Raw genomic sequence first — 23,056 nt, forward strand, 5'->3', positions numbered from 1 at the left:
CCCCCCCACGCCGACGTCGCTACCCAGCCCACCGACCGATGAAGAGCCACCTCGAAGCCGAACACGACCGTGGCGCAGACCGGCCAGGGCGTCATGGCCAGCCCGGTGATCGGATTGCCGTCGCGAACCAGGAACGGTTGACAGTCTTCCTGCAGCAGTTCGATCATCGTACGGCCTCCCGGGTGCCAGCGGCGTAGAAGACTTCCAGCCGGCGCAAGATGTAGTTCGAAGCAGTGGTAATCACCAGATAGATCAGGGCGGCCAGTACCAGGAAGAAGAACAGCTGGTAGGAGCTCTTGCCCGCATCCTGGGCCACCTTGACCAGATCGGCCAGGCCGATGATCGAGACCAGCGCCGTGGCCTTGAGGATCACCATCCAGTTATTGCCGATACCCGGCAGGGCGAAGCGCATCATCTGCGGGAACACCACAAGGCGAAAACGTTGGGCACGGGTCAATCCGTAGGCAGTGGCTGCTTCTATCTGTCCGCGTGGTACGGCGAGGATGGCGCCGCGAAAGGTCTCGGTGAAATAGGCCCCGTAGATGAAACCCAAGGTGATGACCCCGGCGCTGAACGGGTTGATTTCGATGTAGTCCCAGCCCAGGTACTCGGTCAGGCTGGTCAGCCAGGTTTGCAGGCTGTAGTAGATCAGCAACATCAGCACCAAGTCCGGTACCCCACGGATTAGTGTGGTGTAGGCCTTAGCCAGGATGCGCAACAGGGCAACTCTTGAAAGTTTGGCGCTGGCGCCGATCAGCCCCAGAACGACGCTCACCAGCAAGCACAGGAAGGATAATTGAATCGTCATCCAAGAGCCTTGCAGCAACAGCGGGCCAAAGCCCTTGAGACTGAATCCTGACAGCCCCAGAACCTGTAATAGGTTTTCTAACATTGTGCAGCCCTTCATACACATCGTGCTTTGCTCTTTTTTATTATTAAAAGTACTGTCACCCAGCAGTTTTATTCGGCGCGACTACTTATTTGTTCGATGCAACTTCATCCACACGCCATCCTTGGCATATAACCAATAATTAGTCGACCACCGCTAAACGTTACAGCGATTTAAACCTTATGGAGCAAGGATTATTTGCCGTAGATATCAAAGGTGAAATATTGACTCGCCAGTTTGTCGTACTCGCCCGACGCGCGAATGCTTGCAAAGGCCTCATTAATTTTCTCTCGAAGCGCATCGTCTCCCTTTCTAACCCCGATCGCGACACCGTTATCGTTCAAGCGTTTATCGATAATGGGCTCACCGGCAAAGGCAAAGCCTTTGCCCTGAGGCTTTTGCAAAAACCCAAGATCGCCTTGTACCGCCGGTTGTAAAGCCGCGTCCAGGCGGCCATTGATCAGGTCGATATAAACTTGATCCTGGGTTTGATAGGAGAGAATGGTGACGTCGTGAGGCCCCCACACTGAATTCGCAAACGCCTCTTGAATCGTACCTTGCACAACTCCAACGGTTTTGCCTTTCAAGGACTCGACGGTCGGTAGCAGGTTTGAATGTTCCTTGGCGATAATGGCCGATGGGCCGTTGTACAGTTGATCACTGAAGTCCACTTGTTTACGTCGCACTTCAGTGGGAGCCATCGCCGATAAAATTGCGTCAAATTTCCTGGCCTTCAAGCCAGGAATAATGCCGTCGAAAGGTTGCTCGACCCAAACGCAACGGACCTTGAGCTGTGCACAAATTGCATTACCCAGGTCGATGTCAAAACCCGTCAGGGAGCCATCAGGTTGTTTGACCTCAAAGGGCGGATAACTGGGGTCCACACCAAACCTGATTTCAGTATCGGCCTGAGCACTGGTCGCAATGCTGAGACCCAGTAATGCGGCTGCAAACAGTGTGTTGAGTCGGAACATAATCACCTCGTTATTGGATTTGTATCATCGGCAATAAGTGAGCTGTGCAGCTCAAGGATTCAACGGTAGAAATTTCTCAGTCAGTTTGACCCAGTACGTCGCTGCCAACGGCAGACACTCATCGTTGAAGTCATACCCTGGGTTATGCACCATGCAGCCGCCCTCGCCTTCGCCATTACCAATAATCAGGTAACACCCGGGGCACTTCTCCAACAGGAAGGCAAAATCTTCACTGCCGGTCAGCGGCACCATATTCTCGATAAGACCGGCCTCCCCCAGCCATTCGCGCGCCACCTCACGTGCCAGTGCGGTCTCCTCGCCATGGTTGATCAACACCGGATAGCTGCGTTCGTACTCGACATCGGCGGTCGCTCCGAAGCTCTTGGCCTGGTCCTGCGCCAACTCGGTAATACGGCTTTGCAGCAGATCCCGCACCTGCGCACTGTGCGCGCGTACCGACAGGTGCATTTCGGCGCTATCGGGAATGACATTGCTCGCCTTGCCCGCATGGATAGCACCCACCGTGATAATGGCTGTCTCGAGCGGATGTACGTTACGCGACACCACGCTTTGCAGCGCCATCACTATCGAAGCACTGACCACCACAGGATCGACTGCCTTGTGCGGCATCGCACCATGGCCACCCAAGGCGCGAACGCGAATGGTGACCTCGTCGGCCGAAGCCATGTAGGGACCGGCCAGAAAGCCGAATTTGCCCACTGGATAGCCAGGCATATTGTGCAGCGCGAACACCGCGTCACATGGAAACAGTTCGAACAGACCGTCTTTGAGCATTTCATGCGCGCCGCCACCACCTTCCTCGGCAGGCTGGAAAATCATGTGCAGCGTGCCCTGGAACGGTTTGTACTCGGCCAGGTATTTCGCCGCAGCCAGCAACGTGGCGGTATGACCGTCGTGGCCACAAGCATGCATTTTGCCTTCGAGCTTGCTCGCATAGGCAAGGCCGGTGGCCTCTTGAATGGGCAGCGCGTCCATATCGGCCCGCAGGCCCAGAGCGCGACCCTCACCATTGCGAAGGGTGCCGACCACTCCAGTGCCACCCAGCCCGCGATGCACGGCATAGCCCCAGCGCTGCAGGCAATCGGCTACCAGATCACTGGTCACGAACTCCTCGAAACCAAGTTCCGGATGCGCATGAATGCGGTGACGCAACTCGATCATCTCGTCCTGAATATCGCGGATACCGGCTAATACGGCGTCGTGCTGCATGATGGGCTTCCTGGTCGGTGTAAGGGGTGGATTGGTTCCAAGCATAAGCAGGCACTTGCGACCCCGGGAGACCCAAATTGGTTACACTGGCAACCATTGGTTGCCCCCCCTTAACCATTATTTCGAGCACTTTCCATGAAAGTTCATTACCTGCAAGCCCTGGTTGCCGTAGCCGATACCGGCAGCATCCGCGCGGCGGCACGCCTGTTGGATCTCTCCCATGCGGCGGTGACCAAGTCGTTGCGCGAGCTTGAAGCAGTGGCCCAACTGCCGCTGGTGATGCGAACCGCTCGAGGGATCGACTTCACCGAGACCGGCCGGATACTCCTGGAGCATGCGCGACTGGTCGTCGGCCAGATCGAACGGGCCAATACTCAGCTTGCACAGTTGCGCGGCGAAATAACGGGTCGGCTGTCCATTGCGGTCACGCCCTGGATCATCCTGACCTTCCTGACCAAGGCGGTGCAGCACTTTCGTGAACGCATGCCCGGCGTGCAGCTGGAAATCTTCGAAGGCTTGACCGCTGTGGCGCTGCCGCGCTTGCGCGAAGGTACGCTGGATTTTGCCGTTGGAACGGCAACGCCGACCATGTCGCTACAAGAGTTCGACAGCACGCCGTTGATGACCTATGAAATGAGCGTCATCGCTCATCGCGACCACCCCTGCGCCAACGCGACCTCCCTGCATCAATTGCTGGATCAGGATTGGGTGGTCAATTACACACAGGCCGACTATGGCTCTTTCATGCAGGAGCTGTTCTGGCAACATGGTGCGCAGATTGACCGAACGCGTTTGCACTGCGCCCACTCGACCTCGCTGCTATTCGAAATGGTCCGCCATGGGGGCATGCTCGCCCATTGCCCAAGCGTGATGATGAGCACCGAATGGATGCAAGGTTGGGTAACTGAGTTACCGCTGCAAGAGCGTTTCGATAGCAGCCAACTGGGCGTCATCACCCGTCGCAATGCCGTGCTCAGTACAGCGGCGCAATGCTTCAAGGACTGCTTGCTGATGGAGATCAAGCGGCGCGCCCGGTCTGCAGCGGCGGCGGATCGGGCGTTGTTTGATGTGCTTACGGTGTTGTTTTGAGGAAGGTCACTGCCCCGGCGGGCGGATGCGGAACACCTTGAAAAGTTGCGGTACACATAGCGTTTCGCCAGCACCGCAAACTCAAACGCCAGAAACGAAAAAGCCCTGACTAGTCAGGGCTTTAACGTACAAAATATGGCGGAGGCGCAGAGATTCGAACTCTGGGACCTGTTACAGTCGGCAGTTTTCAAGACTGCTGCCTTAAACCACTCGGCCACACCTCCACTTTGTTGCGGGCGCCATAATACCGTAATGAAACACACTGTCAAACTCTCTGTGTAGCCCTTTTCAAGGCACCTGTTATGATCATTGCGACTGAACGTTTCAAACCCACAGGAGTGTCGCCATGCGCGAACAGGATTACGCAGTTAATAACAGCCTGCAGGCCGAGCAGCTAGAAGTTGGCCGCGTCCTGCGCAACACCTACGGCCTCTTGGCCATCACCCTGGCCTTCAGTGGTGTGATGGCGTATGTGGCGCAGCAGATGCGGGTTGGCTATCCGAATGTCTTCGTCGTACTGATCGGTTTCTACGGTCTGTTCTTCCTCACCAACAAGCTTCGCGACTCGGTCTGGGGCCTGGTGTCCACCTTTGCTCTGACCGGTTTCATGGGCTTTCTGCTTGGCCCGATCCTCAACCGCTACCTGGGTATGCAGGGCGGCGCCGAAGTGGTCAGCTCGGCCTTTGCCATGACGGCACTGGTGTTTGGCGGCCTGTCGGCCTATGTGCTGATCACCCGCAAGGACATGAGCTTCCTCGGCGGTTTCATTACTGCCGGCTTCTTCGTGCTGTTGGGTGCGGTGCTGGCCAGCTTCTTCTTCCAGATCAGCGGCCTGCAACTGGCGATCAGCGCAGGTTTCGTGCTGTTCTCGTCGGTCTGCATCCTGTTCCAGACCAGCGCGATCATCCACGGTGGCGAACGTAACTACATCATGGCGACCATCAGCCTGTATGTATCGATCTACAACCTGTTCGTCAGCCTGCTGCAGCTGTTCGGCCTGATGGGCCGTGACGACTGATCGAACCTGGAATCAAAAAAGCCCGCTTCGGCGGGCTTTTTCACGGGCGCGTTTTTTTGCCTGATGGGCGTTTCTCGTTCTCATGCTCCGCGTGGGAACGAGGAGAACCCGCTTCGGCGGGTTTTTTTTGCCTGATGGAAAGCGGCCCCGTAGAATCGCGCTCTTTTTTTCCAAGGCACCCTCATGAGCTCGATAGAACCCACACCTTCATCCCTGCCCCAGGCCAATGAACTGGTGCTGGGGCTGGAAGACAAGCCCAGGTTGTTGATCGGCCTGCTGGCTGCCTTGCAGCATTTGCTGGCGATCATAGTGCCGATCGTCACTCCTGGCCTGCTGATCTGCCAGGCGCTGGGGGTGTCGGCGCGCGACACCAACCTGATCGTGTCGATGTCCCTGGTGATTTCCGGTATTGCGACCTTTGTGCAATGTCGCCGTTTCGGGCCGTTCGGTGCCGGGCTGCTGATTGTCCAGGGCACCAGTTTCAACTTTGTCGGGCCGCTGATCGCCGGTGGTGCGTTGATGGTCAAGCAAGGCACGCCGGTCGAAGCGGTCATGGCCGCGATCTTCGGCGTGGTGATTGCCGGCTCCTTCGTGGAGATGGGCATTTCGCGGATTCTGCCCTTCGTCAAACGCCTGATCACGCCGTTGGTGACCGGCATCGTGGTGCTGTTGATCGGCCTGACGCTGATCAAGGTTGGCCTGATCAGCATGGGCGGCGGTTTCACGGCCATGGCCAACGGCACCTTCGCCAATGGCGAAAACCTGCTGCTGTCCGGCACGGTGCTGGCGATTATCGTGGTGCTCAACCGTATTCCGGTGGTGTGGATGCGCAGTTGCGCCATCGTCATCGCCTTGGCCGTCGGTTATGCCCTGGCCGGTTATCTGGGGCGCCTGGACTTTACCGGCATGCATGAAGCGGCGTGGCTGCAAGTGCCGGTCCCCCTGCACTTCGGCCTGGGCTTCTCCTGGTCGCTGTTCATTCCGATGCTGGTGATTTACCTGGTCACCTCGCTGGAAGCCATCGGGGATGTGACGGCCACCAGCAAGGTGTCCCGCGAGCCGGTCGAAGGCCCGGTGTGGATGCAGCGGATCAAGGGCGGTGTGCTGGTCAATGGCGCCAACTCCCTGCTAGCCGGTGTATTCAACACCTTCCCCAGTTCGATCTTTGCCCAGAACAACGGCGTTATTCAGTTGACCGGCATTGCCAGCCGTCATATCGGTGTCTGGATTGCCGTCATGCTGGTGCTGCTGGGGCTGTTCCCCAGCGTTGCCGGGGTGATTCAGGCGGTGCCGGAACCGGTGCTCGGGGGCGCGGCCATGGTGATGTTCGGGGCGGTCGCGGCGTCGGGGATCAATATCCTGGCGAGCATTTCGCTTGATCGTCGGGCCTTGCTGATTATCTCGGTGTCTTTGGCCCTGGGCCTGGGTGTTGCGCAGGTGCCGGAGTTCCTGGCGCACATGCCGCACGCCATTGCCACTGTGCTGGAGTCGGGTGTGGCGACCGGGGGTATTTGTGCATTGGTGTTGAACTGGTTTTTGCCGGAGACGGGTAAGGCCCAAACTGCCTGAATCGAGGTCGGTGGCATTGGAGGCCCTTCGGGCCTCAGCGCAGCCTGCGGCAGCGGCTACGCCGACCGTGATACGCCGAACTCTTGTAGCCGCTGCCGCCAGGCTGCGCTGGAGTCCCGCAGGGGCTCCCTGCCTCTGCGGCGGGCTTTTTTGAGCGGCAGGCTTTATCATTCCAGCAGATTTGCTGACAGAGCCGACCATGAAGTTCGCCATTGCCGTTTTTTCCCCCGCCCATGCGCCCTCCTCGCGCCGTGCCCTGCTGTTCGCCCAGGCGGCGTTGGCCGGGGGGCACGAGATTGTCCGCCTGTTCTTCTATCAGGACGGCGTGCACAGCGCCTCGGGCAATATCGTTACCCCGCAGGACGAGCAGGATGTGCCCGCGCAATGGCGCGAATTCGTGACTCAGCATGGCCTCGATGCCGTGGTCTGCATTGCCGCGGCCCTGCGCCGGGGTGTGCTCGATGAACAGGAAGCCCAGCGCTACCAGCGTACTGCGGTGAACCTGCCTGCCCCATGGGAATTGTCCGGGTTGGGACAACTGCATGAAGCGGCACAGGTCGCCGATCGGCTCGTCTGCTTTGGGGGCAATTGAGATGGCCAAGTCGCTACTGATCATCAGCCGCCAGGCCCCCTGGTCCGGCCCCGGCGCCCGCGAGGCGCTGGACATCGCACTGGCAGGCGGTGCGTTCGACCTGCCGCTGGGCGTGCTGTTTCTCGACGACGGGGTTTTCCAGTTGCAGGCGGCCCAGCAACCTGGCCAGTTGCAGCAAAAAAACCTCGCCGCCAACCTGCAGGCCCTGCCCATGTTCGGCGTCGACGAACTCTTCGTGTCCAGCGTCAGCCTGGCTGAACGGGGCATGGACGCCGGCAATTTGAGCCTCGCAGCCCAGCCACTGGACGAAGCCGAACTGTCTGCGCTTGTCGACCGCTACGACCAGGTGATAACACTCTGATGACGACTCTACATGTGCTGTCCCACTCCCCGTTCGGCGACAACCGCCTGGCCAGCTGCCTGCGCCTGCTCGGCAATGCGGACGCGGTCCTGTTGACCGGTGATGCCGTCTACGCCTTGCAGCCAGGCAGCGAACCCCGGCGCCAGCTGAGCGAACGCCGGCTGGCGACGCGCCTGTTCGCACTGGAAGAAGACCTGCAGGCCCGCGCCATCGACCCGGCTGGCCTGGCCCTCGCCATCGACTACCCGGCATTCGTCGAGCTGTCCATTCGCTTCGATAAGGTCAACAGTTGGCTATGAGTACTTTGACGGTCGGTTCACGCAGCGTTGCGCTGGACAAGGATGGCTATCTGCAGGACCTGGGCGACTGGTCGCGCGACGTGGCACACGCCCTCGCCGCCCAGGAGGACCTGGAATTGAGCCCCGAGCACTGGGAAGTCCTCGAACTGCTGCGTCAGTTCTACCAGGAGTTCCAGCTCTCGCCTGCCACGCGCCCGCTGATCAAGTACACCGCCTTGAAGCTCGGCCCGGAAAAGGGCAACAGCCTGCACCTCAACCGCCTGTTCAAAGGCACTCCCGCCAAACTTGCCGCCAAGCTGGCGGGCCTGCCCAAGCCGACCAATTGCATATGACCGACTCTACCCCGTTGACCCTTGAAACCCCCGCCGAGCACCCGTTCGCGCAATTCGTGCGCATTCTGGGCAAAGGCAAGCGCGGCGCCCGCAGCCTGACCCGCGAGGAAGCGCGCGAGGCCATGGGCATGTTGCTCGACGAAAAAGTCGAAGACACCCAGCTCGGCGCGTTCCTGATGCTGCTGCGGCACAAGGAAGAAAGCCCGGAAGAGCTCGCAGGCTTCACCGAGGCCCTGCGCGCACGCCTGCAGGCGCCGGGCCTGGCGGTCGACATCGACTGGCCGACCTACGCCGGCAAGAAGCGCCATCTGCCCTGGTTCCTGCTGGCGGCCAAGTGCCTGGCCGACAATGGCGTACGCATCTTCATGCACGGCGGCGGTGCACACACCGCCGGGCGCCTGTACACCGAACAGCTGCTGGAAACCCTGCAGATTCCGCTGTGCCGCAACTGGCAAGACGTTGGCGTGGCCCTCGACAACCAGCATCTGGCCTTTATGCCGCTGATGGACTGGGCGCCCCAGCTGCAACGCATGATCGACCTACGCAACACCCTGGGCCTGCGTTCGCCGATCCACTCGCTGGCCCGCATCCTCAACCCGCTGGCTGCGCGATGCGGTCTGCAAAGCATCTTCCATCCCGGCTACCAGGCCGTACACCGCGATGCCAGCGGCCTGCTTGGCGATTGCGCCATAGTGATCAAGGGCGATGGCGGCGAGATCGAGGTCAATCCCGACAGCGCCAGCCATCTGTACGGCACTCGGGACGGCCAGAGCTGGGACGAAGAGTGGCCGGCACTGTCGGCGCAACGGCATGTCAAACCGGCGCAGCTCGATCCGCAAGAGCTCAAGGCGGTATGGCGCGGCGAACGCGAAGACAGCTATGGCCAAATGGCCCTGCTGTCGACCATCGCCCTGGCCCTGCGTGGACTGGGTGAGCCACGGGAAACGGCATTCGAGAAGGCCCTGCAGTACTGGGAAGCGCGCAACCGTTCGATTTAACCGAACATACCGGCCCATTCTTTGCGCTTTTAGTTCGAACCAGCCGCTCTACACTGGACTCCAACGCATTAAACAGCCGAGGAGTTCACGATGGGCCTGTTAGTCGAAGGACGCTGGCGCGACCAGTGGTACGAAAGCAGCAAGGATGGCGCCTTCCAGCGCGAAAACGCACAACGCCGGCATTGGATAACCGCTGACGGCTCGGGCGAAGGCGGGTTCAAGGCCGAGGCCGGGCGCTACCACTTGTATGTCTCGCTGGCCTGCCCCTGGGCCCACCGCACCCTGATCCTGCGCAAGCTCAAGGGCCTGGAAAGCCTCATCGAGGTGTCGGTGGTCAGCTGGCTGATGCGTGAGGATGGCTGGACCTTCGACACTGAAAAAGGCTCCACGGGCGACAAGCTCGACCACTTCCAGCTCCTGCACCAGCGCTACACCCGCGACGATCCGCACTACACGGGCCGGGTCACCGTCCCCCTGCTCTGGGACAGACAACAGCAGCGCATCGTCAACAACGAATCGGCGGAGATCATCCGCATGTTCAACAGCGCCTTCGACGGCTTGACCGGCAATCGCCTGGACTTCTATCCAGCTCCCCTGCGCCCGTTGATCGACCAGCTGAACGAACGCATCTACCCGGCCGTCAACAATGGCGTCTACCGCGCAGGCTTCGCCACCTCGCAATCAGCTTACGAGCAAGCTTTCGATGATGTGTTCGCTGAGCTCGACCACCTGGAGAAACGGCTCGCAGAGCATCGCTACCTGGCCGGGGAATACCTGACCGAAGCCGACTGGCGCCTGTTCACCACGCTGATTCGTTTCGACGCGGTCTACCACGGCCACTTCAAGTGCAACCTGCGCCGAATCGCCGACTATCCGAACCTGTCGAATTGGCTAAGAGAGTTGTACCAGTGGCCGGGCGTGGCCGAGACCGTGGACTTCACCCACATCAAGCACCACTACTATGCCAGCCACCAGACCATCAACCCGACCGGCATCGTGCCCAAGGGCCCGGCGCAGGACTTTACCGCCCGCCACGACCGCGAGCGTCTGAACGGGTACGGCATCTGGCATCGCAGCAGAGCTTGAACCTTGAGCGGCACCGGCGCGCACCGGTGCCGCCGAAGGGGTGGCGCTCAATTCAACTGCAGGGTCGCGTTGATCTGGCCGATGGCATCGACCACATGCCGTGAACCCATCTGAATCTCCAGGATCACCTGGCCTGCCTCATTGGCCAGCTCCACGCCCACGCCCGTGCGGCTCAGGCTCGACTGCATGCTGGCAACCGCACTGAGCGACAGATCGTGGTTTTGTCGCACCACATCGACAATTTCCACGGTCGCCTGACTTGTGCGACCTGCCAGGCTGCGGACCTCGTCGGCAACCACCGCAAAACCCCGACCGTGTTCCCCCGCCCGCGCAGCTTCGATCGCGGCGTTGAGTGCCAACAGATTGGTCTGGTCAGCGATACCACGAATGGTTTGCACGATTTTGCCGATGATCTCCGACTGCCTGTTGACCGCATCGATGCTGTGCGCCGCTTCGTTCAAGTCTTTGGAGATTTCCTGGATCACCTGCACCGTCTGCTGAACGACACTAGAGCCCTTTTGCGCGCAGGCATCGTTTTGCACAGAAGTGGCATGGGCCGATTCGGCAGCCGTCTGCTGAGTCGTCACCTGGTTGGTAATATCACTGGCGAATTTCACAACTTTATACAAGCGGCCCTTGGCATCGAATATGGGGTTATACGACGCCTCGAGATATATCACCTGCCCCATCTTGTTAACACGCTCGAACCGACGAGAATGAAACTCACCTCTATTAAGAGCCGCCCAAAATGCCTTGTAGGTCGGCGAATCCCCTTCGCCCCGGCGGCAAAACATACTGTGGTGCTGGCCGACTATCTCATTGAGGTGATAGCCCATAGTTGCGAGAAAGTTCTCATTGGCCGTTATAACTTTGCCTTGCGGAGTAAACTCGATCATCGCCATGGATCGACTGATGGCATTCATCAAGCCCTGGCTCTCATGTTCCTTGTTGACGCGTTGAGTAATGACCGAAGCCACCTTGATCACGCTGCTCACCTGCCGGTCGACTCCCTTGACGGGCATGTAGCTGGCTTCGAGCCAGATTTCCTTGCCCTCTTTACCCAACCGCATATAAGTCCCGCTCGAAGGCTCGCCCCGTGCCAGATCGCGCCAGAACCGCGCATAGTCATCGCTGCGCACGTAGGCGTCTTCGCAAAACATCCGGTGGTGCTTGCCTCGAATTTCCTCCACCGAGTAGCCCACGGTTGTGCAGAAATTCTCGTTGGCGTCGAGGATGGTGCCATCAGGCGCAAACTCGATCATGGCCATGGAGCGGCTGATGGCATCCAGTTTGCCATGAGCCGTCGACAATGCCTTGGTGCAGCGCTCAATCTCGGCTAAATCGGCTTTACGATGAAAGTCAAACATGAGTCGACTCTTCCTTGTGCGAATTTATTATTAACGGATTTCAAAAAACTTGATAATGCACCGCAACTTTCACCCACAACAAAACAGCGCCTGATTGAGATCGACGAGAAACTCCACGGTATTTAGAGCACTGAAAAAACCAGGAAGGGTTTTAATGTCCCAGCCTGGCCGTTGGTCTTTGCATCAGAGCATAACGAGTCATCGCAAGACTGCAAGCAGTTTGATATCAGCGATCGGGATCTTTACACAAGCGAGGGGCGCGCAAACGATTAAAGGCAAGAAGCGAGCCATACCAAAATGGGCAATACGGCAATTTCAATGGTAGTTTTGCACCACGACTAAAGTTGGATCCAAAGTTCCGGGCGCATTAAAGCGCCCGGACGAAAGATGGGGCTTTTTCAGGCAACAGGTATAAGCGGCACGTCGAGTTGTTGCCCGCCATTGAGCCGCTCGAAGGACTCTGTAACCTGCTCATGGGGTACGCCCAGGGCAATCGCACTGGCACTGTCGAGCCGAGCGACTTGCTCAGCCGACAACGTGACCTGCAAGGCACCAAGGGTGGCATCGAACTGTTCGCGGGTTCGCGAACCGAGAATCGGGATCAGTCCGGTAGTGGAGCGCGCAGCCTTGTAGCGCAACCACGCAATCGCAATATGCGTAGGCGTCGCCCCCTGCTCGGCCGCCACGGCCAGCAGTGTGTCGATAATCGCCGTTTCGCGGGCGCTGGTTTCAGCATGGACCAACATGCCCAGCTTCGACGCCCGATTGTCACCACCGGCATTGCGGTACTTGCCGGTCAAAAAGCCTCCGCCCAACGGCGACCATGCCGTGATGCCCAGACCCAGGGCTTCGGCCATCGGCAGCAATTCGCGATCGGCGCTGCGCTCGACCAGGCTGTACTCCACCTGAATCCCGGCGATCCGTGCCTGGCCTCGGACTTCGGCGAGGGTATCGGCACGGGCGATGCGCCAGGCCGGAAAGTTCGACAGGCCACCGTAGGTAATCTTGCCTGAGCGCACCAGGTCATCGAAGCCGCGGACAATCTCCTCCATCGGCGTAAGGCAATCGCTGATGTGTGCCCAGAACAGGTCGATATGGTCAGTCTTGAGTCGCTTGAGGCTCTCCTCCACCGAGCGGATCATGTTCTTGCGATTGTTGCCGGTGTGGGAAATGCCCGCGGCCGGCGTCGTGCCCAGGGTGTACTTGGTGGCGACAACAAATCGATCACGCTCGGCGGCAATGAACTCGCCGAGCAGGACCTCGGACTGACCCGCCTGGTAGCCATTGGCGGTATCGAGAAAGTTGCCGCCGGCTTCTACGTAGCCATCGAAGATTTTTTTCGCTTCATCTCGTTCGGCACCATGACCCCAGCCGGTACCGAAGTTGCCGGTGCCCAGTGCCAGTTCGGAAACGCGCAAGCCGGTATGCCGGCCGAAGACCTTGTAACGCATGATGCTGACTCCGATTCGTTGATTGGATGACGCCAATAATATGATGATCGTAATACAACGAGTCAAGCCAAACCGCCAGCCGGCAGTGGCTGACGGTCAGGTGCTTTCGCGAACCATCAGTTCAAAGCCCAGGTCCTGAGTCTGGGCGCCACCCGGCTTGCCGTCGAGCATGGCCAGCAGCATCTGCGCGGCGCGGCGACCGATGGCGGCGCGGGGGGTGCGGATCGAGGTCAGGCGTGGCACCAGGTGGGCCGAGGCTGGCAGGTCGTTGAAGCCGATCATGGCGACCCGCTCCGGAATGGCGATGTTCTGGCGCAACGCTTCGAGTATCGCGCCCTGGGCCAGGTCGTCGTTGCAGAAAAAGATTCCGTCGACGTCCGGATGACGGCGCATCAGGTCGCTGAACAGCTGCCCACCCAGGCCGATCGAGGATGGATCCGGCGCCATGACCTCCAGCGAGACATCGTAGACACCGGCCTCCTGCAAGGTCCGACGAAAGCCTTCGGCGCGCTGCATCACCCGAGGGTCGAGTTGTGCCGCCACATAAGCCAGCCGGCGTCGCCCCCGCTCGAGCAGATGCTGAGCGGCAACGACCCCTGCCTGCTCCTGGGAGAAACCCACCGACATCACCCCGGGCGTCGGCACCAGTTCCATCATGTGCACGCACGGCACACCACTGGCCGCCAGCATGCGCCGCGAGCCTTCGGTGCGGTCAAAGCCGGTCAGCAGGATGCCGCGCGGCTGATGCCCCAGGTAGTTGCGGATCAGCTTCTCTTCGTCCTCGATGTCGTAGTGAAAGTTGCCGATCAGCACTTCCAGGCCACGGGGGCGCATCACTTCATGGATGGCTTCGAGGGTTTCGATGAACAACTGGTTGGACAGCGACGGGATCAGTACCACCACTGACTGACTTTGCGCCGAGGCCAGCGCCCGGGCTGCCGGATTGGCCACATAGCCTAGACTCAAGGCTGCTTCCTCGACCTTTTTCACCAGGTCCGGAGCCACGGTAGCCACCCCCCGCAAGGCACGGGAGGCAGTGATGGGAGAGACCCCGGAAAGGCGGGCAACTTCCGCCAGGGTGGGACGTCCGGTAGTACGAGAGCCGATGCGGGTCATGGATTTGATTATTTTCGACTTGCAAAGAATAGGGAACGGGCACTAAGGTAGCGCTGTCCCGGGCTGGGAGCAATTCACAATTGCGTAACAACCGATGACGACAACTACAAGATCAATGAAACAGGGAAGAAGCGTTCCTGTCCGGTCGACTGCCTCGACCAAGATAGCGCTATCTTTCCGTTGGAGGTACCGATGAATTTCCCCCTGCCCGCATTGGTAGTGATGGGTGTAGCTGGATGTGGCAAGAGCCATATCGGTGCCGCCATTGCCGCGCTTAGCGGTGGCCGCCTGATCGAAGGCGACGCCTTCCATCCCGCTGCCAATATCGAAAAGATGAGCGCCGGCATCCCCCTCGACGATGACGACCGTGCCGGCTGGCTGATCAGCCTGGGCAAGGAATTGAGCGCCACCATCAAGGCCGGCGAGCGTCCGATCCTGACCTGCTCGGCACTCAAGCTGCGCTACCGCGAGACCCTGCGCGCCGCCGTGCCGGAGCTGGGCTTCGTGTTTCTCGAGCTCAGCCCCGAAGAAGCCACGCGTCGAGTGACTGCCCGCCCCGGCCATTTCATGCCCGCCAGCCTGATCGAAAGCCAGTTCGCCACCCTCGAGCCGCCCTATGGCGAGCATCTGACCCTGACCCTGGATGCCACCGAACGCCCAGCGGAACTGGCCAACCAGGTCGACGCCTGGCTCATCAGCAACGGTGCGGTGACCCTGTCGCAATCGGCGTGACGGAAAATTTCCGTCAGGTCAACAAAGATAGCGCTACCTTTAATAGATTCGCCCCACAACAACGACAAAACGAGGCACTGAACCATGCTCGGTTTAGCCAACGATACTTACTTGCTTCTTGATGCCCTGGTCACCATCGTCGGCCTGGTGCTGCTGATTACCCAGTTCAAGGTCCACCCCTTCGTCGCCCTGACGCTGGCCGCCGGTTTCCTGGGGCTTACCTCCGGCATGCCGGTGGTCAAGGTGATGAAATCCTTCCAGGACGGCTTTGGCGGCGTGCTGGGTTTCGTCGGTATCGTGCTGGCCCTGGGCACCATGCTCGGCAAGCTGATGGCCGACTCCGGCGGTGCCGATCAGATCGCCCAGACCCTGATCCGCGCCTTCGGCAAGAAGAACGTGCACTGGGCCATGATGTTTTCGGCGTTTCTGGTCGGGATCCCTCTGTTCTTCGAAATCGGCTTCGTGCTGCTGATCCCGCTGGTGTTCATCGTCTCCCGGCGTTCCGGGGTGTCGCTGATCAAGATCGGCATCCCGCTGCTGGCCGGCCTGTCGGTGGTGCACGGCCTGGTGCCACCGCATCCGGGTCCGCTGCTGGCCATCGGCATCTTCAATGCCGACATCGGCAAGACGATTTTCTACGGCCTGATCGTCGGCCTGCCGACCGCTGTGATCGCCGGCCCGCTGTTCGGTAATTTCATCTCCAAATACATCCCTGGCAGCCCGTCCCAGGAACTGATGGACCAGATTGCCAAGGAATCGGAAGCCCGCAACCTGCCGAGCTTCAGCATCACCCTGATCACCGTGCTGTTGCCGGTGTTCCTGATGCTGCTCAAGACCCTCGCTGACGTGGTGTTGCCAGCCGACCACATCATCCGCCAATGGATGGACCTGATCGGTCACCCCATCACCGCCCTGCTCATGGCGCTGTTGCTGGCCTTCTACACCTTCGGTGCAGCGCGCGGCTTCAATCGCAACCAGATCATGGAGATGCTCAACCAGAGTCTGGCGCCGACTGCCGCGATCGTGCTGATCGTCGGTGCCGGCGGTGGCTTCAAGCAGATGCTGGTCGATACCGGCGTGGGCAACGTGATCGGGCAAATGGCCGTACACGCGCAGATCTCGCCGATCATGCTGGCCTGGCTGGTAGCGGCGGTGATTCGTATCGCCACGGGCTCGGCCACGGTAGCCACCATCACCGGCGCCGGCATCGTCGCCCCTGTTGTGGGCCTGATTCCGGACGTCAACCGGGAACTGCTGGTACTGGCCACCGGCGCCGGCTCACTCATTCTGTCTCATGTGAACGATGCGGGCTTCTGGCTGGTCAAGCAGTACTTCAACATGACCGTGGCCGAGACGTTCAAGACCTGGACCATGATGGAAACCATCCTGTCGGTGGTGGGGATCATCTTTATCATGCTGTTGTCGTTGGTGGTCTGACGCCACCGATTTGATACCCCTGTGGGAGCTGGCTTGCCAGCGATGCCGGCACCGCGGTTCGTATGAATCACCGCGGTGATATCATCGCTGGCAAGCCAGCTCCCACAGTGCCCGCCACCTGTGAACTCAAACTCAAAACGCGCTGGCAAATATCCCTTCAATCTCCCTCTGGCTCGCCGGCCGCGGATTGGTCAGCCCACACGCATCCTTGAGCGCATTGCTTGCGAGGACAGGAATATCCTTCTCCCTGGCCCCCAACAGCGACAACCCGGCGGGAATGTCGATGTCCCGCGACAGACTCCGAATCGCCGCAATCGCCGCCGCACTGCCCTGCTCCGCACTCATGCCATGCACATCCACGCCCATGGCCCTGGCCACATCGCACAGGCGCTCGGCGCAGACGCTGGCGTTGAAACTCTGCACATGGGGCAGCAACACCGCGTTGCACACGCCATGGGGCAAGTCATAAAAGCCGCCCAACTGGTGGGCCATGGCATGCACGTAGCCAAGCGAAGCATTGTTGAACGCCATGCCGGCCAGGAACTGGGCATAGGCCATGTTCTCCCGCGCCGTCAGATCACCGCCATCGGCCACCGCCTGGCGCAGGTTGGTGCTGATCATCTCGATCGCCTTGAGGGCACAGGCATCGGTAATCGGTGACGCCGCTGTCGACACATAAGCTTCGATGGCGTGGGTCAAGGCATCCATGCCGGTGGCCGCCGTCAGGCCCTTGGGCATTGCGACCATCAAGGCTGGGTCGTTGACCGACAGCAGTGGCGTGACGTTACGGTCGACGATAGCCATTTTCACATGACGAGCTTCGTCAGTGATGATGCAGAAACGGGTCATCTCGCTGGCCGTGCCAGCGGTGGTGTTGATCGCAATCAGCGGCAACTGTGGCTTGGCCGATTTATCGACACCCTCATAATCACTGATGCAACCGCCATTGGTAGCGCACAGGGCAATACCCTTGGCACAGTCATGGGGCGAGCCACCGCCCAGGGAAATCACAAAGTCGCACTGACCGGCCCGCAGTACCGCCAATCCCTGTTCGACGTTATCGATGCCGGGGTTGGGCTTGGCGCCATCGAACAGCACCGAGTCGATATCCTGAGCGACCAGCAAGCTGGCAATCTTCGCCGCAACCCCAGCCTCGGCCAGCCCCGCATCGGTGACGATCAAGGCCCGGCGAAAGCCGTACTTGCCGATGGCGATCATGGCCTCGTCGAGACAGTCGATGCCCATGACGTTGACGGCGGGGATAAAGAATGTGCTGCTCATGGCGGGCCCCTCATACAGTTTCCAATGCGTCGAGCATCTGCCTGTATGAGGGGGCGGGTATTGATCTGGGGCAATTTTTGTTGAGGTCTTGCGGGCCTCATCGCTGGCGAGCCAGCTCCCACAGGTCCGGTGAACACAGGTCCCCTGTGGGAGCGGGCTTGCCGGATCGCCGGACCGCCGCGATCAGGCGCAAAGCGCCCGTAATAGCCATCAATTCAAAGCCATGGCCTTGAACGAGCGCCAAGCCACTGCGATCGCCAATCCTGTCAACATCACCGCCAACCAGCTTACCTGGACCACAGCAGCACCAAAGGCCACGTTTGCCACCGCCATCAATTCGATACCCACCTCTCCCATCCCACTGGCCACCACATGAGCCCCGGCCAATGTCTCACCTGACAGCCAAGCCTGCTCGTCAGTCAAACTGCCTGGAAGCACCAAAGCACCTCGATACTCCGCCGCCAGCAGCCCCCCAAGAACCGTGGTACCAAAAACGACGCCAACTTCATAAGCCGTTTCACTGATCGCCGACGCTGCCCCCGCCTTAGTCGGTGGGGCGGCCGACAGCACCAGATCAGTCGACACCGAGGCAATCGCCCCCACCCCGATATTGAGCAAGGCAAACGCCACAACCAGAACCGGCAAGCTTCCACCCGCGACCGCCACCAGCAAAAATGCAGCACCCGCAAACCCGAGTAGCACTGGCACCAATCGGTGAGCCGGCACGCGCCGGGCGATCGGCACAATTGCCATACCAATCACTATCGCCAGAATCTGCCCGGGCACCAGCGCCAGACTGGCTGCCAACGGCGCCAGGCCAAGAACGATCTGCAACGATTGGGTCGCAAAAAACACGAAACCGACCAGCAATGCCAGGCTCAACAGATTGACCAGGATGGCGCCGGTGAATGTGCCGTTGCGCAAGAGTGAAAGGTCCAGCAGCGGCACCGCAAGCCGTAACTGCCGACGGACGAACACCACTCCAGCCACCACACCGACCAACAGCGCCACGGCCGCCATCCCATCGGCGCCTACACCGGCCAGGTGCTTGATCGCATAGACGATGCCGGTCAGGGCGAGCATTGACAGCAACACACTTGGCAGGTCGACTTTGCCCGCCAGATCTCTGGCCGACTCTGGCAGCAACAACGGACCGAAGATCAACAGCGGGACCAATACCGGCACCGCCAAAAAGAAGATAGAACTCCAGCTGAAGAACTGCAGCAGCACGCCGCCGATCAGCGGCCCCAAGGCCGAGCCAACCGTCAAGCAGGTTGCCCATACCGCCACGGCAATCCGACGTTGCTCGCGGTCTTCGAATAACGTGCCGATCAGTGCCAGGGTGGAGGGCATCAACATGGCGCCGAAAATGCCCATCAATGCCCTCCCCCCAATCAACTGCGCAGGCGTAGTTGACAGAGCTGTTAGCACCGAGACCAGAGCGAAGCCCAGCGCCCCCAGCAACAACAGACGGCGGTGGCCGACACGGTCGCCGATACCGCCCATGGTTACCAGCAGCCCTGCCAGTACCAGGGAGTAGGCATCGACCATCCATAGTTGTTGGCTGGCATTGGGGGACAGTGCTTCGGCGATTTTGGGCAGGGCGAACCCGAGGATAGTGTTATCGATCGTGACCAGCAGCACCGGCAGCATCAGTACTGCAAGGCCGAGCCAGTGTTTGAGGCTGGCTCGTGGGCTTGTCATTGCGTCCCTGTTTGTTGTCATTGTTCCTACCTGGAATTTCGCAATTTCAGGTTTGTTTATTCCAATCTAGGAATAGGCTCAATAACGAAGGTATTTCTTGATGTATCGATAATGGGATTCCTATGTTGTCTGCACAGGCCCCATCGCTGGCAAGCCAGCTCCCACAGTGGAACGTACAACGCTTGACCTCTGTGGGAGCGGGCTTGCCCGCGATCGGGCGCACAGCGCCCACAAACTATCTCAAGCCAAAAACAACCGATAAGCCGGATTCTCCGTCTCATCCCACCACCGATACCCCACGCTATCCAACATCTCCGGCAGCAGATGCCGCTCCTCCTCCGGCACATCCAACGCCGCAAACACCCGAGCCTCGGCAGCCCCATGATTGCGATAATGAAACATGGTGATGCTCCAGCGCTTACCCAGCCGCTCCAGGAAATTCAGCAAGGCCCCCGGCCGTTCCGGGAACTCGAAACGCAGTACGATCTCACTCGCCCCCGGCCCCGCATGCCCGCCCACGGTATGGCGGATGTGCAGCTTGGCCAGTTCGTTGTCGGTCAGGTCCAGCACCGGAAAGCCCTGCTCGCCGAGGCTGCGCAGCAGCTCGTCGCGCGGGTCGGTCACAGGGTGGGTCTGCACGCCGACGAACAGGTGCGCGTCCTTGCCGCTGTGGTAGCGATAGTTGAATTCGGTGATCTGGCGCTTGCCCAGGGCCTGGCAGAACGCCTTGAAGCTGCCCGGTTGTTCGGGGATGGTCACCGCGATGATGGCTTCGCGCTGTTCGCCCAATTCCGCGCGTTCAGCGACGTGGCGCAGGCGGTCGAAGTTGACGTTGGCGCCCGAGTCGATGGCCACCAGGGTCTGCCCGCGTGCGCCCGTCTGGGCCACGTACTTCTTGATCCCGGCCACGGCCAGCGCGCCGGAGGGCTCGGTGATTGAGCGGGTGTCGTCGTAGATGTCCTTGATCGCGGCGCACAGTTCGTCGCTGCTGACGGTGATCACCGCGTCCACATGGTGACGGCAGATGTCGAAACAGTGGGCGCCGATCTGCGCCACCGCGACACCTTCGGCGAAGCTGCCGACCTGGGGCAACACCACCCGTTCACCGGCCAGCATGGCCGCCTGCAGGCAGTTGGAATCGTGGGGCTCGACGCCGATGACCTTGACCTCCGGACGCAGGTATTTCACGTATGCGGCGATGCCCGCGATCAGGCCGCCACCGCCCACAGGGACGAAGATCGCATCCAGCGCACCCGGTTGCTGACGCAGGATCTCCATGGCGACCGTGCCTTGGCCGGCGATCACATCAGGGTCATCGTAGGGCGGCACGAAGGTCGCGCCCTGCTCCTCGGCCAGGGCCAGAGCATGGGCCAGCGCCTGCGGGAAACTGTCGCCATGCAGCACGACATTGCCCCCGCGCGAGCGCACGCCGCCGACCTTCAGTTCCGGTGTGGTGGTCGGCATCACGATGGTCGCGACGATCCCCAATTCGCGCGCCGCCAGCGCCACACCCTGGGCGTGGTTGCCGGCCGACGCGGTGATCACGCCGCGGGCGCGTTGCTGCTCGTCCAACTGCGCCAGGCGGGTGTAAGCCCCACGGATCTTGAAGGAGAAGGTCGGCTGCAAGTCTTCGCGCTTGAGCAACACCTGATTGCCCAACTGCTCGCTCAGCGCTCGGGCGAGTTGCAGCGGCGTCTGCTGGGCCACGTCGTAGACCGGTGCGGCAAGGATCTTCTTGACGTAGCTCGACAGCAATTGCAGCTGCGCAACATCGGTGCCGGGGCCAACGGGGCAGGCTTGGAAGAGGGTCATGATCGCTCCTTGAGTCTTGCAAGTGCCCAGGAGCGGGAAAGAAAAAACCCGCCTCCAGGGCGGGTTGGGTGCAGATGTCAGCTAGCCCGCCAAATGAGGAATGGCGGTAATAATGCTGTGCTGAGGCAAATGCGCGGAATAAGTCATGGCTGGAAAACTATCCGAGCGCTGGCTGCAAGTCAATGACCGGTTCACGGCAACAGGGGCATTTTCTTCAATACAGGTCTGCGCCCGGCTCTTACCTTCTCAGTCATCTTCCCTCCATGACAGAAGGTCCTCATGAGCCTCATGCTTTCCATGGCCGCCTTTGCGCTGGCCTCCTCCATCTCCCCCGGCCCGGTCAATATCGTGGCCTTGAGCAGCGGTGCCCGGCATGGTCTCAAGGCGAGCCTGCGGCATGTCACCGGTGCGACGGTGGGCTTCACCCTGCTGCTGGTGCTGATCGGTCTGGGCCTGCATGAACTGTTGGTGCTGTGGCCCTGGCTGACCACGGCGATCAAATGGGCCGGCGTGTTGTTCCTGCTCTACATGGCCTGGAAACTGGCCGGCGATGATGGCCGCCTCGGCAACGATGACGTCATCAAGGCCCCCACCTTCTGCTACGGCGCGGCCATGCAGTGGCTCAACCCCAAGGCCTGGCTGGCTTGCGTGGCCGGCATGGGCGCATTCGCCGCCAGTGGCGAAGCACTGCTGGTGTGGCAGTTCGCCTGGGTGTACTTCGTGATCTGCTACTTGTCGATCGCCTGCTGGGCCTTCGCCGGCACCTTCGTGCGCCACTACCTGAACAATGCCGCCGGGGTGCGCCTGTTCAATCGGCTGATGGCTGCGCTGCTGGCAGGTTGCGCGTTGTACTTGCTGCTGGCTTAGCCCCGATAGTGCCCCGGCGTCGCCGCGAGATACTGTTTGAAAGCCCGCTGAAAATGCGCCTGGTCGGCGAACCCGGCTTCAAGCGCCACATCAGCGATCAAATGCCCCTGACGCAATTGGCTGCGGGCAAACTGAATGCGCCGGTTGATCAGGTAGCCATGGGGCGTCATGCCGTAATGCTGCTTGAAGGCGCGGATCAGGTAGGACGGCGAAAGGTCCGCCGCCCGGCAGATGTCGTCCAGCTTGAGCGTATCGGTGCAATGCTCGCGAATGAACGCGGCAGCGCGTTCGAGCTTGTGATTCGACGCCTGCTCCGCGACCGGTGCAGGGCTCAACGATTGCAGCACTCGGGTAAAGAACTCGATCGATGCGCGGTGCTTTTGCTCAGAGGAAATCTGCGCGTCGGTGAGGATTTCGTACAGCCCATTCAAGCCGGCAAACAACCCGGGGTCAGTGGTGTGCGTCGTGGCCAGCGGGCGAAACCCCGGGCCTGAGGTGATGCTCAGGGTGCGTTGCAGCGCCGCCAGCCATGGCGTGTCGACATACAACATGCGGTACGACCAGGGCTGGTCGGCAATCGGATTGCACGCATGCACATCGCCCGGGTTCATCAGCACCACGGTGCCCTGGGCGACCCGGCACTGCGCGTCGCCATTGTGATATGTGCTGCACCCGGCCGTGATCGCGCCGATGGAAAACGTCTCGTGGGAATGCCGCGCATAACAGAACTTGCGGCCGTCCTCGACACCCCGCGCTTCGATGAAGGGCACGGCGTCGTCGCGCCAGAATCGGGATTGCCCCGGGTCCATGGTCGGTTTGTTCGCAACGGTCTTCATCGACTCACACGCTCCT

22 protein-coding genes, 1 tRNA gene and 1 pseudogene are annotated in these 23,056 nt (G+C 60.4%); 12 read left to right on the forward strand and 12 right to left on the reverse strand.

Annotated features, from left to right (window positions below; all coding sequences use genetic code 11):
* Positions 1–163: 163 nt before the first annotated feature.
* The 3 genes from F2S13_RS14545 to F2S13_RS14555 all read right to left on the reverse strand — a co-directional run bounded on the left by F2S13_RS14545 (position 164) and on the right by F2S13_RS14555 (position 3,093).
* On the reverse strand, positions 164–892 hold the full coding sequence (locus tag F2S13_RS14545; RefSeq protein WP_166361941.1) for an ABC transporter permease: 729 nt from the start codon (positions 890–892) through the stop codon (positions 164–166).
* 191 nt (positions 893–1,083) lie between these two features.
* On the reverse strand, positions 1,084–1,863 hold the full coding sequence (locus tag F2S13_RS14550; RefSeq protein WP_166361943.1) for an ABC transporter substrate-binding protein: 780 nt from the start codon (positions 1,861–1,863) through the stop codon (positions 1,084–1,086).
* A 51-nt stretch (positions 1,864–1,914) separates the two neighbouring features.
* Complete coding sequence (locus F2S13_RS14555; protein ID WP_166361945.1) at positions 1,915–3,093, reverse strand: M20 aminoacylase family protein; 1,179 nt, start codon at positions 3,091–3,093, stop codon at positions 1,915–1,917.
* Positions 3,094–3,228: 135 nt separating this feature from the next.
* Between F2S13_RS14555 and F2S13_RS14560 the strand changes: the two genes are divergently transcribed.
* A complete protein-coding gene (locus tag F2S13_RS14560; RefSeq protein WP_166361947.1) occupies positions 3,229–4,182 on the forward strand; it encodes a LysR family transcriptional regulator in 954 nt (317 codons plus the stop codon).
* 136 nt (positions 4,183–4,318) lie between these two features.
* On the opposite strand, the gene F2S13_RS14565 is transcribed toward F2S13_RS14560, so the two are convergent.
* Positions 4,319–4,406, reverse strand: a tRNA-Ser gene (locus tag F2S13_RS14565).
* Positions 4,407–4,528: 122 nt separating this feature from the next.
* Between F2S13_RS14565 and F2S13_RS14570 the strand changes: the two genes are divergently transcribed.
* The 8 genes from F2S13_RS14570 to F2S13_RS14605 all read left to right on the forward strand — a co-directional run bounded on the left by F2S13_RS14570 (position 4,529) and on the right by F2S13_RS14605 (position 10,437).
* Positions 4,529–5,200, forward strand: coding sequence for a Bax inhibitor-1/YccA family protein (locus tag F2S13_RS14570; protein ID WP_166361949.1), 672 nt, complete (start codon positions 4,529–4,531; stop codon positions 5,198–5,200).
* Positions 5,201–5,383: 183 nt separating this feature from the next.
* Positions 5,384–6,769, forward strand: a complete 1,386-nt coding sequence (locus tag F2S13_RS14575; protein WP_166361951.1) for a nucleobase:cation symporter-2 family protein — start codon at positions 5,384–5,386, stop codon at positions 6,767–6,769.
* Positions 6,770–6,968: 199 nt separating this feature from the next.
* Positions 6,969–7,361 (forward strand): sulfurtransferase complex subunit TusD, encoded by a 393-nt coding sequence (tusD, locus tag F2S13_RS14580; protein WP_166361953.1) that lies wholly within the window; start codon positions 6,969–6,971, stop codon positions 7,359–7,361.
* Position 7,362: 1 nt separating this feature from the next.
* Positions 7,363–7,722 (forward strand): sulfurtransferase complex subunit TusC, encoded by a 360-nt coding sequence (gene tusC / locus F2S13_RS14585; protein ID WP_166361955.1) that lies wholly within the window; start codon positions 7,363–7,365, stop codon positions 7,720–7,722.
* Positions 7,722–8,021 (forward strand): sulfurtransferase complex subunit TusB, encoded by a 300-nt coding sequence (gene tusB, locus F2S13_RS14590; RefSeq protein WP_166361957.1) that lies wholly within the window; start codon positions 7,722–7,724, stop codon positions 8,019–8,021. The genes tusC and tusB overlap by 1 nt, the downstream gene beginning before the upstream one ends.
* The gene (locus F2S13_RS14595; protein ID WP_166361959.1) at positions 8,018–8,353 is read left to right on the forward strand and encodes a TusE/DsrC/DsvC family sulfur relay protein; all 336 of its coding nucleotides are present in this window, start codon (positions 8,018–8,020) and stop codon (positions 8,351–8,353) included. Before tusB ends, F2S13_RS14595 begins: the two co-directional genes overlap by 4 nt.
* On the forward strand, positions 8,350–9,351 hold the full coding sequence (locus F2S13_RS14600) for a glycosyl transferase family protein (RefSeq protein ID WP_166361961.1): 1,002 nt from the start codon (positions 8,350–8,352) through the stop codon (positions 9,349–9,351). Before F2S13_RS14595 ends, F2S13_RS14600 begins: the two co-directional genes overlap by 4 nt.
* A 90-nt stretch (positions 9,352–9,441) precedes the next feature.
* Positions 9,442–10,437, forward strand: a complete 996-nt coding sequence (locus F2S13_RS14605) for a glutathione S-transferase family protein (protein ID WP_166361963.1) — start codon at positions 9,442–9,444, stop codon at positions 10,435–10,437.
* A 47-nt stretch (positions 10,438–10,484) separates the two neighbouring features.
* Here the strand turns inward: F2S13_RS14605 and F2S13_RS29835 are convergent, their stop codons facing one another.
* The 4 genes and pseudogenes from F2S13_RS29835 to gntR all read right to left on the reverse strand — a co-directional run bounded on the left by F2S13_RS29835 (position 10,485) and on the right by gntR (position 14,371).
* Entirely contained in the window at positions 10,485–11,024 is a 540-nt protein-coding gene (locus F2S13_RS29835) for a methyl-accepting chemotaxis protein (protein WP_425500232.1), read from the reverse strand.
* Positions 11,022–11,804: pseudogene (locus F2S13_RS29840) on the reverse strand (PAS domain-containing protein); the annotation flags it as partial. The gene F2S13_RS29835 and the pseudogene F2S13_RS29840, both read right to left, overlap by 3 nt.
* A 398-nt stretch (positions 11,805–12,202) precedes the next feature.
* On the reverse strand, positions 12,203–13,255 hold the full coding sequence (locus F2S13_RS14615; protein WP_166361967.1) for an aldo/keto reductase: 1,053 nt from the start codon (positions 13,253–13,255) through the stop codon (positions 12,203–12,205).
* Positions 13,256–13,351: 96 nt separating this feature from the next.
* Positions 13,352–14,371 carry an HTH-type transcriptional regulator GntR gene (gene gntR / locus F2S13_RS14620; RefSeq protein WP_166361969.1) on the reverse strand — a complete coding sequence of 340 codons (1,020 nt, stop codon included), beginning with the start codon at positions 14,369–14,371 and terminating at the stop codon, positions 13,352–13,354.
* A gap of 192 nt (positions 14,372–14,563) precedes the next feature.
* Between gntR and F2S13_RS14625 the strand changes: the two genes are divergently transcribed.
* Complete coding sequence (locus F2S13_RS14625; RefSeq protein WP_166361971.1) at positions 14,564–15,103, forward strand: gluconokinase; 540 nt, start codon at positions 14,564–14,566, stop codon at positions 15,101–15,103.
* A gap of 84 nt (positions 15,104–15,187) precedes the next feature.
* Positions 15,188–16,540 carry a GntP family permease gene (locus F2S13_RS14630; protein WP_166361973.1) on the forward strand — a complete coding sequence of 451 codons (1,353 nt, stop codon included), beginning with the start codon at positions 15,188–15,190 and terminating at the stop codon, positions 16,538–16,540.
* 132 nt (positions 16,541–16,672) lie between these two features.
* On the opposite strand, the gene yiaY is transcribed toward F2S13_RS14630, so the two are convergent.
* The 3 genes from yiaY to ilvA form a co-directional block, all read right to left on the reverse strand.
* On the reverse strand, positions 16,673–17,821 hold the full coding sequence (gene yiaY, locus F2S13_RS14635; RefSeq protein ID WP_166361975.1) for an L-threonine dehydrogenase: 1,149 nt from the start codon (positions 17,819–17,821) through the stop codon (positions 16,673–16,675).
* Between the two features lie 210 nt (positions 17,822–18,031).
* Positions 18,032–19,525: an MFS transporter gene (locus F2S13_RS14640; protein WP_218583937.1), complete on the reverse strand. Its 1,494-nt coding sequence runs from the start codon at positions 19,523–19,525 to the stop codon at positions 18,032–18,034.
* Between the two features lie 240 nt (positions 19,526–19,765).
* Positions 19,766–21,337: a threonine ammonia-lyase, biosynthetic gene (gene ilvA, locus F2S13_RS14645; protein WP_166361979.1), complete on the reverse strand. Its 1,572-nt coding sequence runs from the start codon at positions 21,335–21,337 to the stop codon at positions 19,766–19,768.
* 279 nt (positions 21,338–21,616) lie between these two features.
* On the opposite strand from ilvA, the gene F2S13_RS14650 reads away from it, so the two are divergent.
* Complete coding sequence (locus F2S13_RS14650; protein WP_166361981.1) at positions 21,617–22,204, forward strand: LysE family translocator; 588 nt, start codon at positions 21,617–21,619, stop codon at positions 22,202–22,204.
* On the opposite strand, the gene F2S13_RS14655 is transcribed toward F2S13_RS14650, so the two are convergent.
* Complete coding sequence (locus F2S13_RS14655) at positions 22,201–23,040, reverse strand: AraC family transcriptional regulator (protein ID WP_246237896.1); 840 nt, start codon at positions 23,038–23,040, stop codon at positions 22,201–22,203. The two genes, F2S13_RS14650 and F2S13_RS14655, sit on opposite strands and share 4 nt — an antisense overlap.
* Positions 23,041–23,056: the final 16 nt, after the last annotated feature.

Source organism: Pseudomonas akapageensis, assembly GCF_011355085.1.
GTDB classification, from domain to species: domain Bacteria; phylum Pseudomonadota; class Gammaproteobacteria; order Pseudomonadales; family Pseudomonadaceae; genus Aquipseudomonas; species Aquipseudomonas akapageensis.

Excerpts from the sequence above, each read along its gene's own strand:
- F2S13_RS14575 (WP_166361951.1), top strand. The coding sequence starts at position 5,384 with ATGAGCTCGATAGAACCCACACCTTCATCCCTGCCCCAGGCCAATGAA.
- yiaY (WP_166361975.1), bottom strand. The coding sequence starts at position 17,821 with ATGAGCAGCACATTCTTTATCCCCGCCGTCAACGTCATGGGCATCGAC.
- F2S13_RS14640 (WP_218583937.1), bottom strand. The coding sequence starts at position 19,525 with ATGACAAGCCCACGAGCCAGCCTCAAACACTGGCTCGGCCTTGCAGTA.
- F2S13_RS14595 (WP_166361959.1), top strand. The coding sequence starts at position 8,018 with ATGAGTACTTTGACGGTCGGTTCACGCAGCGTTGCGCTGGACAAGGAT.
- F2S13_RS14650 (WP_166361981.1), top strand. The coding sequence starts at position 21,617 with ATGAGCCTCATGCTTTCCATGGCCGCCTTTGCGCTGGCCTCCTCCATC.
- tusB (WP_166361957.1), top strand. The coding sequence starts at position 7,722 with ATGACGACTCTACATGTGCTGTCCCACTCCCCGTTCGGCGACAACCGC.
- F2S13_RS14560 (WP_166361947.1), top strand. The coding sequence starts at position 3,229 with ATGAAAGTTCATTACCTGCAAGCCCTGGTTGCCGTAGCCGATACCGGC.
- F2S13_RS14570 (WP_166361949.1), top strand. The coding sequence starts at position 4,529 with ATGCGCGAACAGGATTACGCAGTTAATAACAGCCTGCAGGCCGAGCAG.
- F2S13_RS14625 (WP_166361971.1), top strand. The coding sequence starts at position 14,564 with ATGAATTTCCCCCTGCCCGCATTGGTAGTGATGGGTGTAGCTGGATGT.
- F2S13_RS14600 (WP_166361961.1), top strand. The coding sequence starts at position 8,350 with ATGACCGACTCTACCCCGTTGACCCTTGAAACCCCCGCCGAGCACCCG.
- F2S13_RS14655 (WP_246237896.1), bottom strand. The coding sequence starts at position 23,040 with ATGAAGACCGTTGCGAACAAACCGACCATGGACCCGGGGCAATCCCGA.
- tusD (WP_166361953.1), top strand. The coding sequence starts at position 6,969 with ATGAAGTTCGCCATTGCCGTTTTTTCCCCCGCCCATGCGCCCTCCTCG.
- F2S13_RS14630 (WP_166361973.1), top strand. The coding sequence starts at position 15,188 with ATGCTCGGTTTAGCCAACGATACTTACTTGCTTCTTGATGCCCTGGTC.
- F2S13_RS14615 (WP_166361967.1), bottom strand. The coding sequence starts at position 13,255 with ATGCGTTACAAGGTCTTCGGCCGGCATACCGGCTTGCGCGTTTCCGAA.
- ilvA (WP_166361979.1), bottom strand. The coding sequence starts at position 21,337 with ATGACCCTCTTCCAAGCCTGCCCCGTTGGCCCCGGCACCGATGTTGCG.
- F2S13_RS14555 (WP_166361945.1), bottom strand. The coding sequence starts at position 3,093 with ATGCAGCACGACGCCGTATTAGCCGGTATCCGCGATATTCAGGACGAG.
- F2S13_RS14605 (WP_166361963.1), top strand. The coding sequence starts at position 9,442 with ATGGGCCTGTTAGTCGAAGGACGCTGGCGCGACCAGTGGTACGAAAGC.
- F2S13_RS14550 (WP_166361943.1), bottom strand. The coding sequence starts at position 1,863 with ATGTTCCGACTCAACACACTGTTTGCAGCCGCATTACTGGGTCTCAGC.
- tusC (WP_166361955.1), top strand. The coding sequence starts at position 7,363 with ATGGCCAAGTCGCTACTGATCATCAGCCGCCAGGCCCCCTGGTCCGGC.
- F2S13_RS14545 (WP_166361941.1), bottom strand. The coding sequence starts at position 892 with ATGTTAGAAAACCTATTACAGGTTCTGGGGCTGTCAGGATTCAGTCTC.
- gntR (WP_166361969.1), bottom strand. The coding sequence starts at position 14,371 with ATGACCCGCATCGGCTCTCGTACTACCGGACGTCCCACCCTGGCGGAA.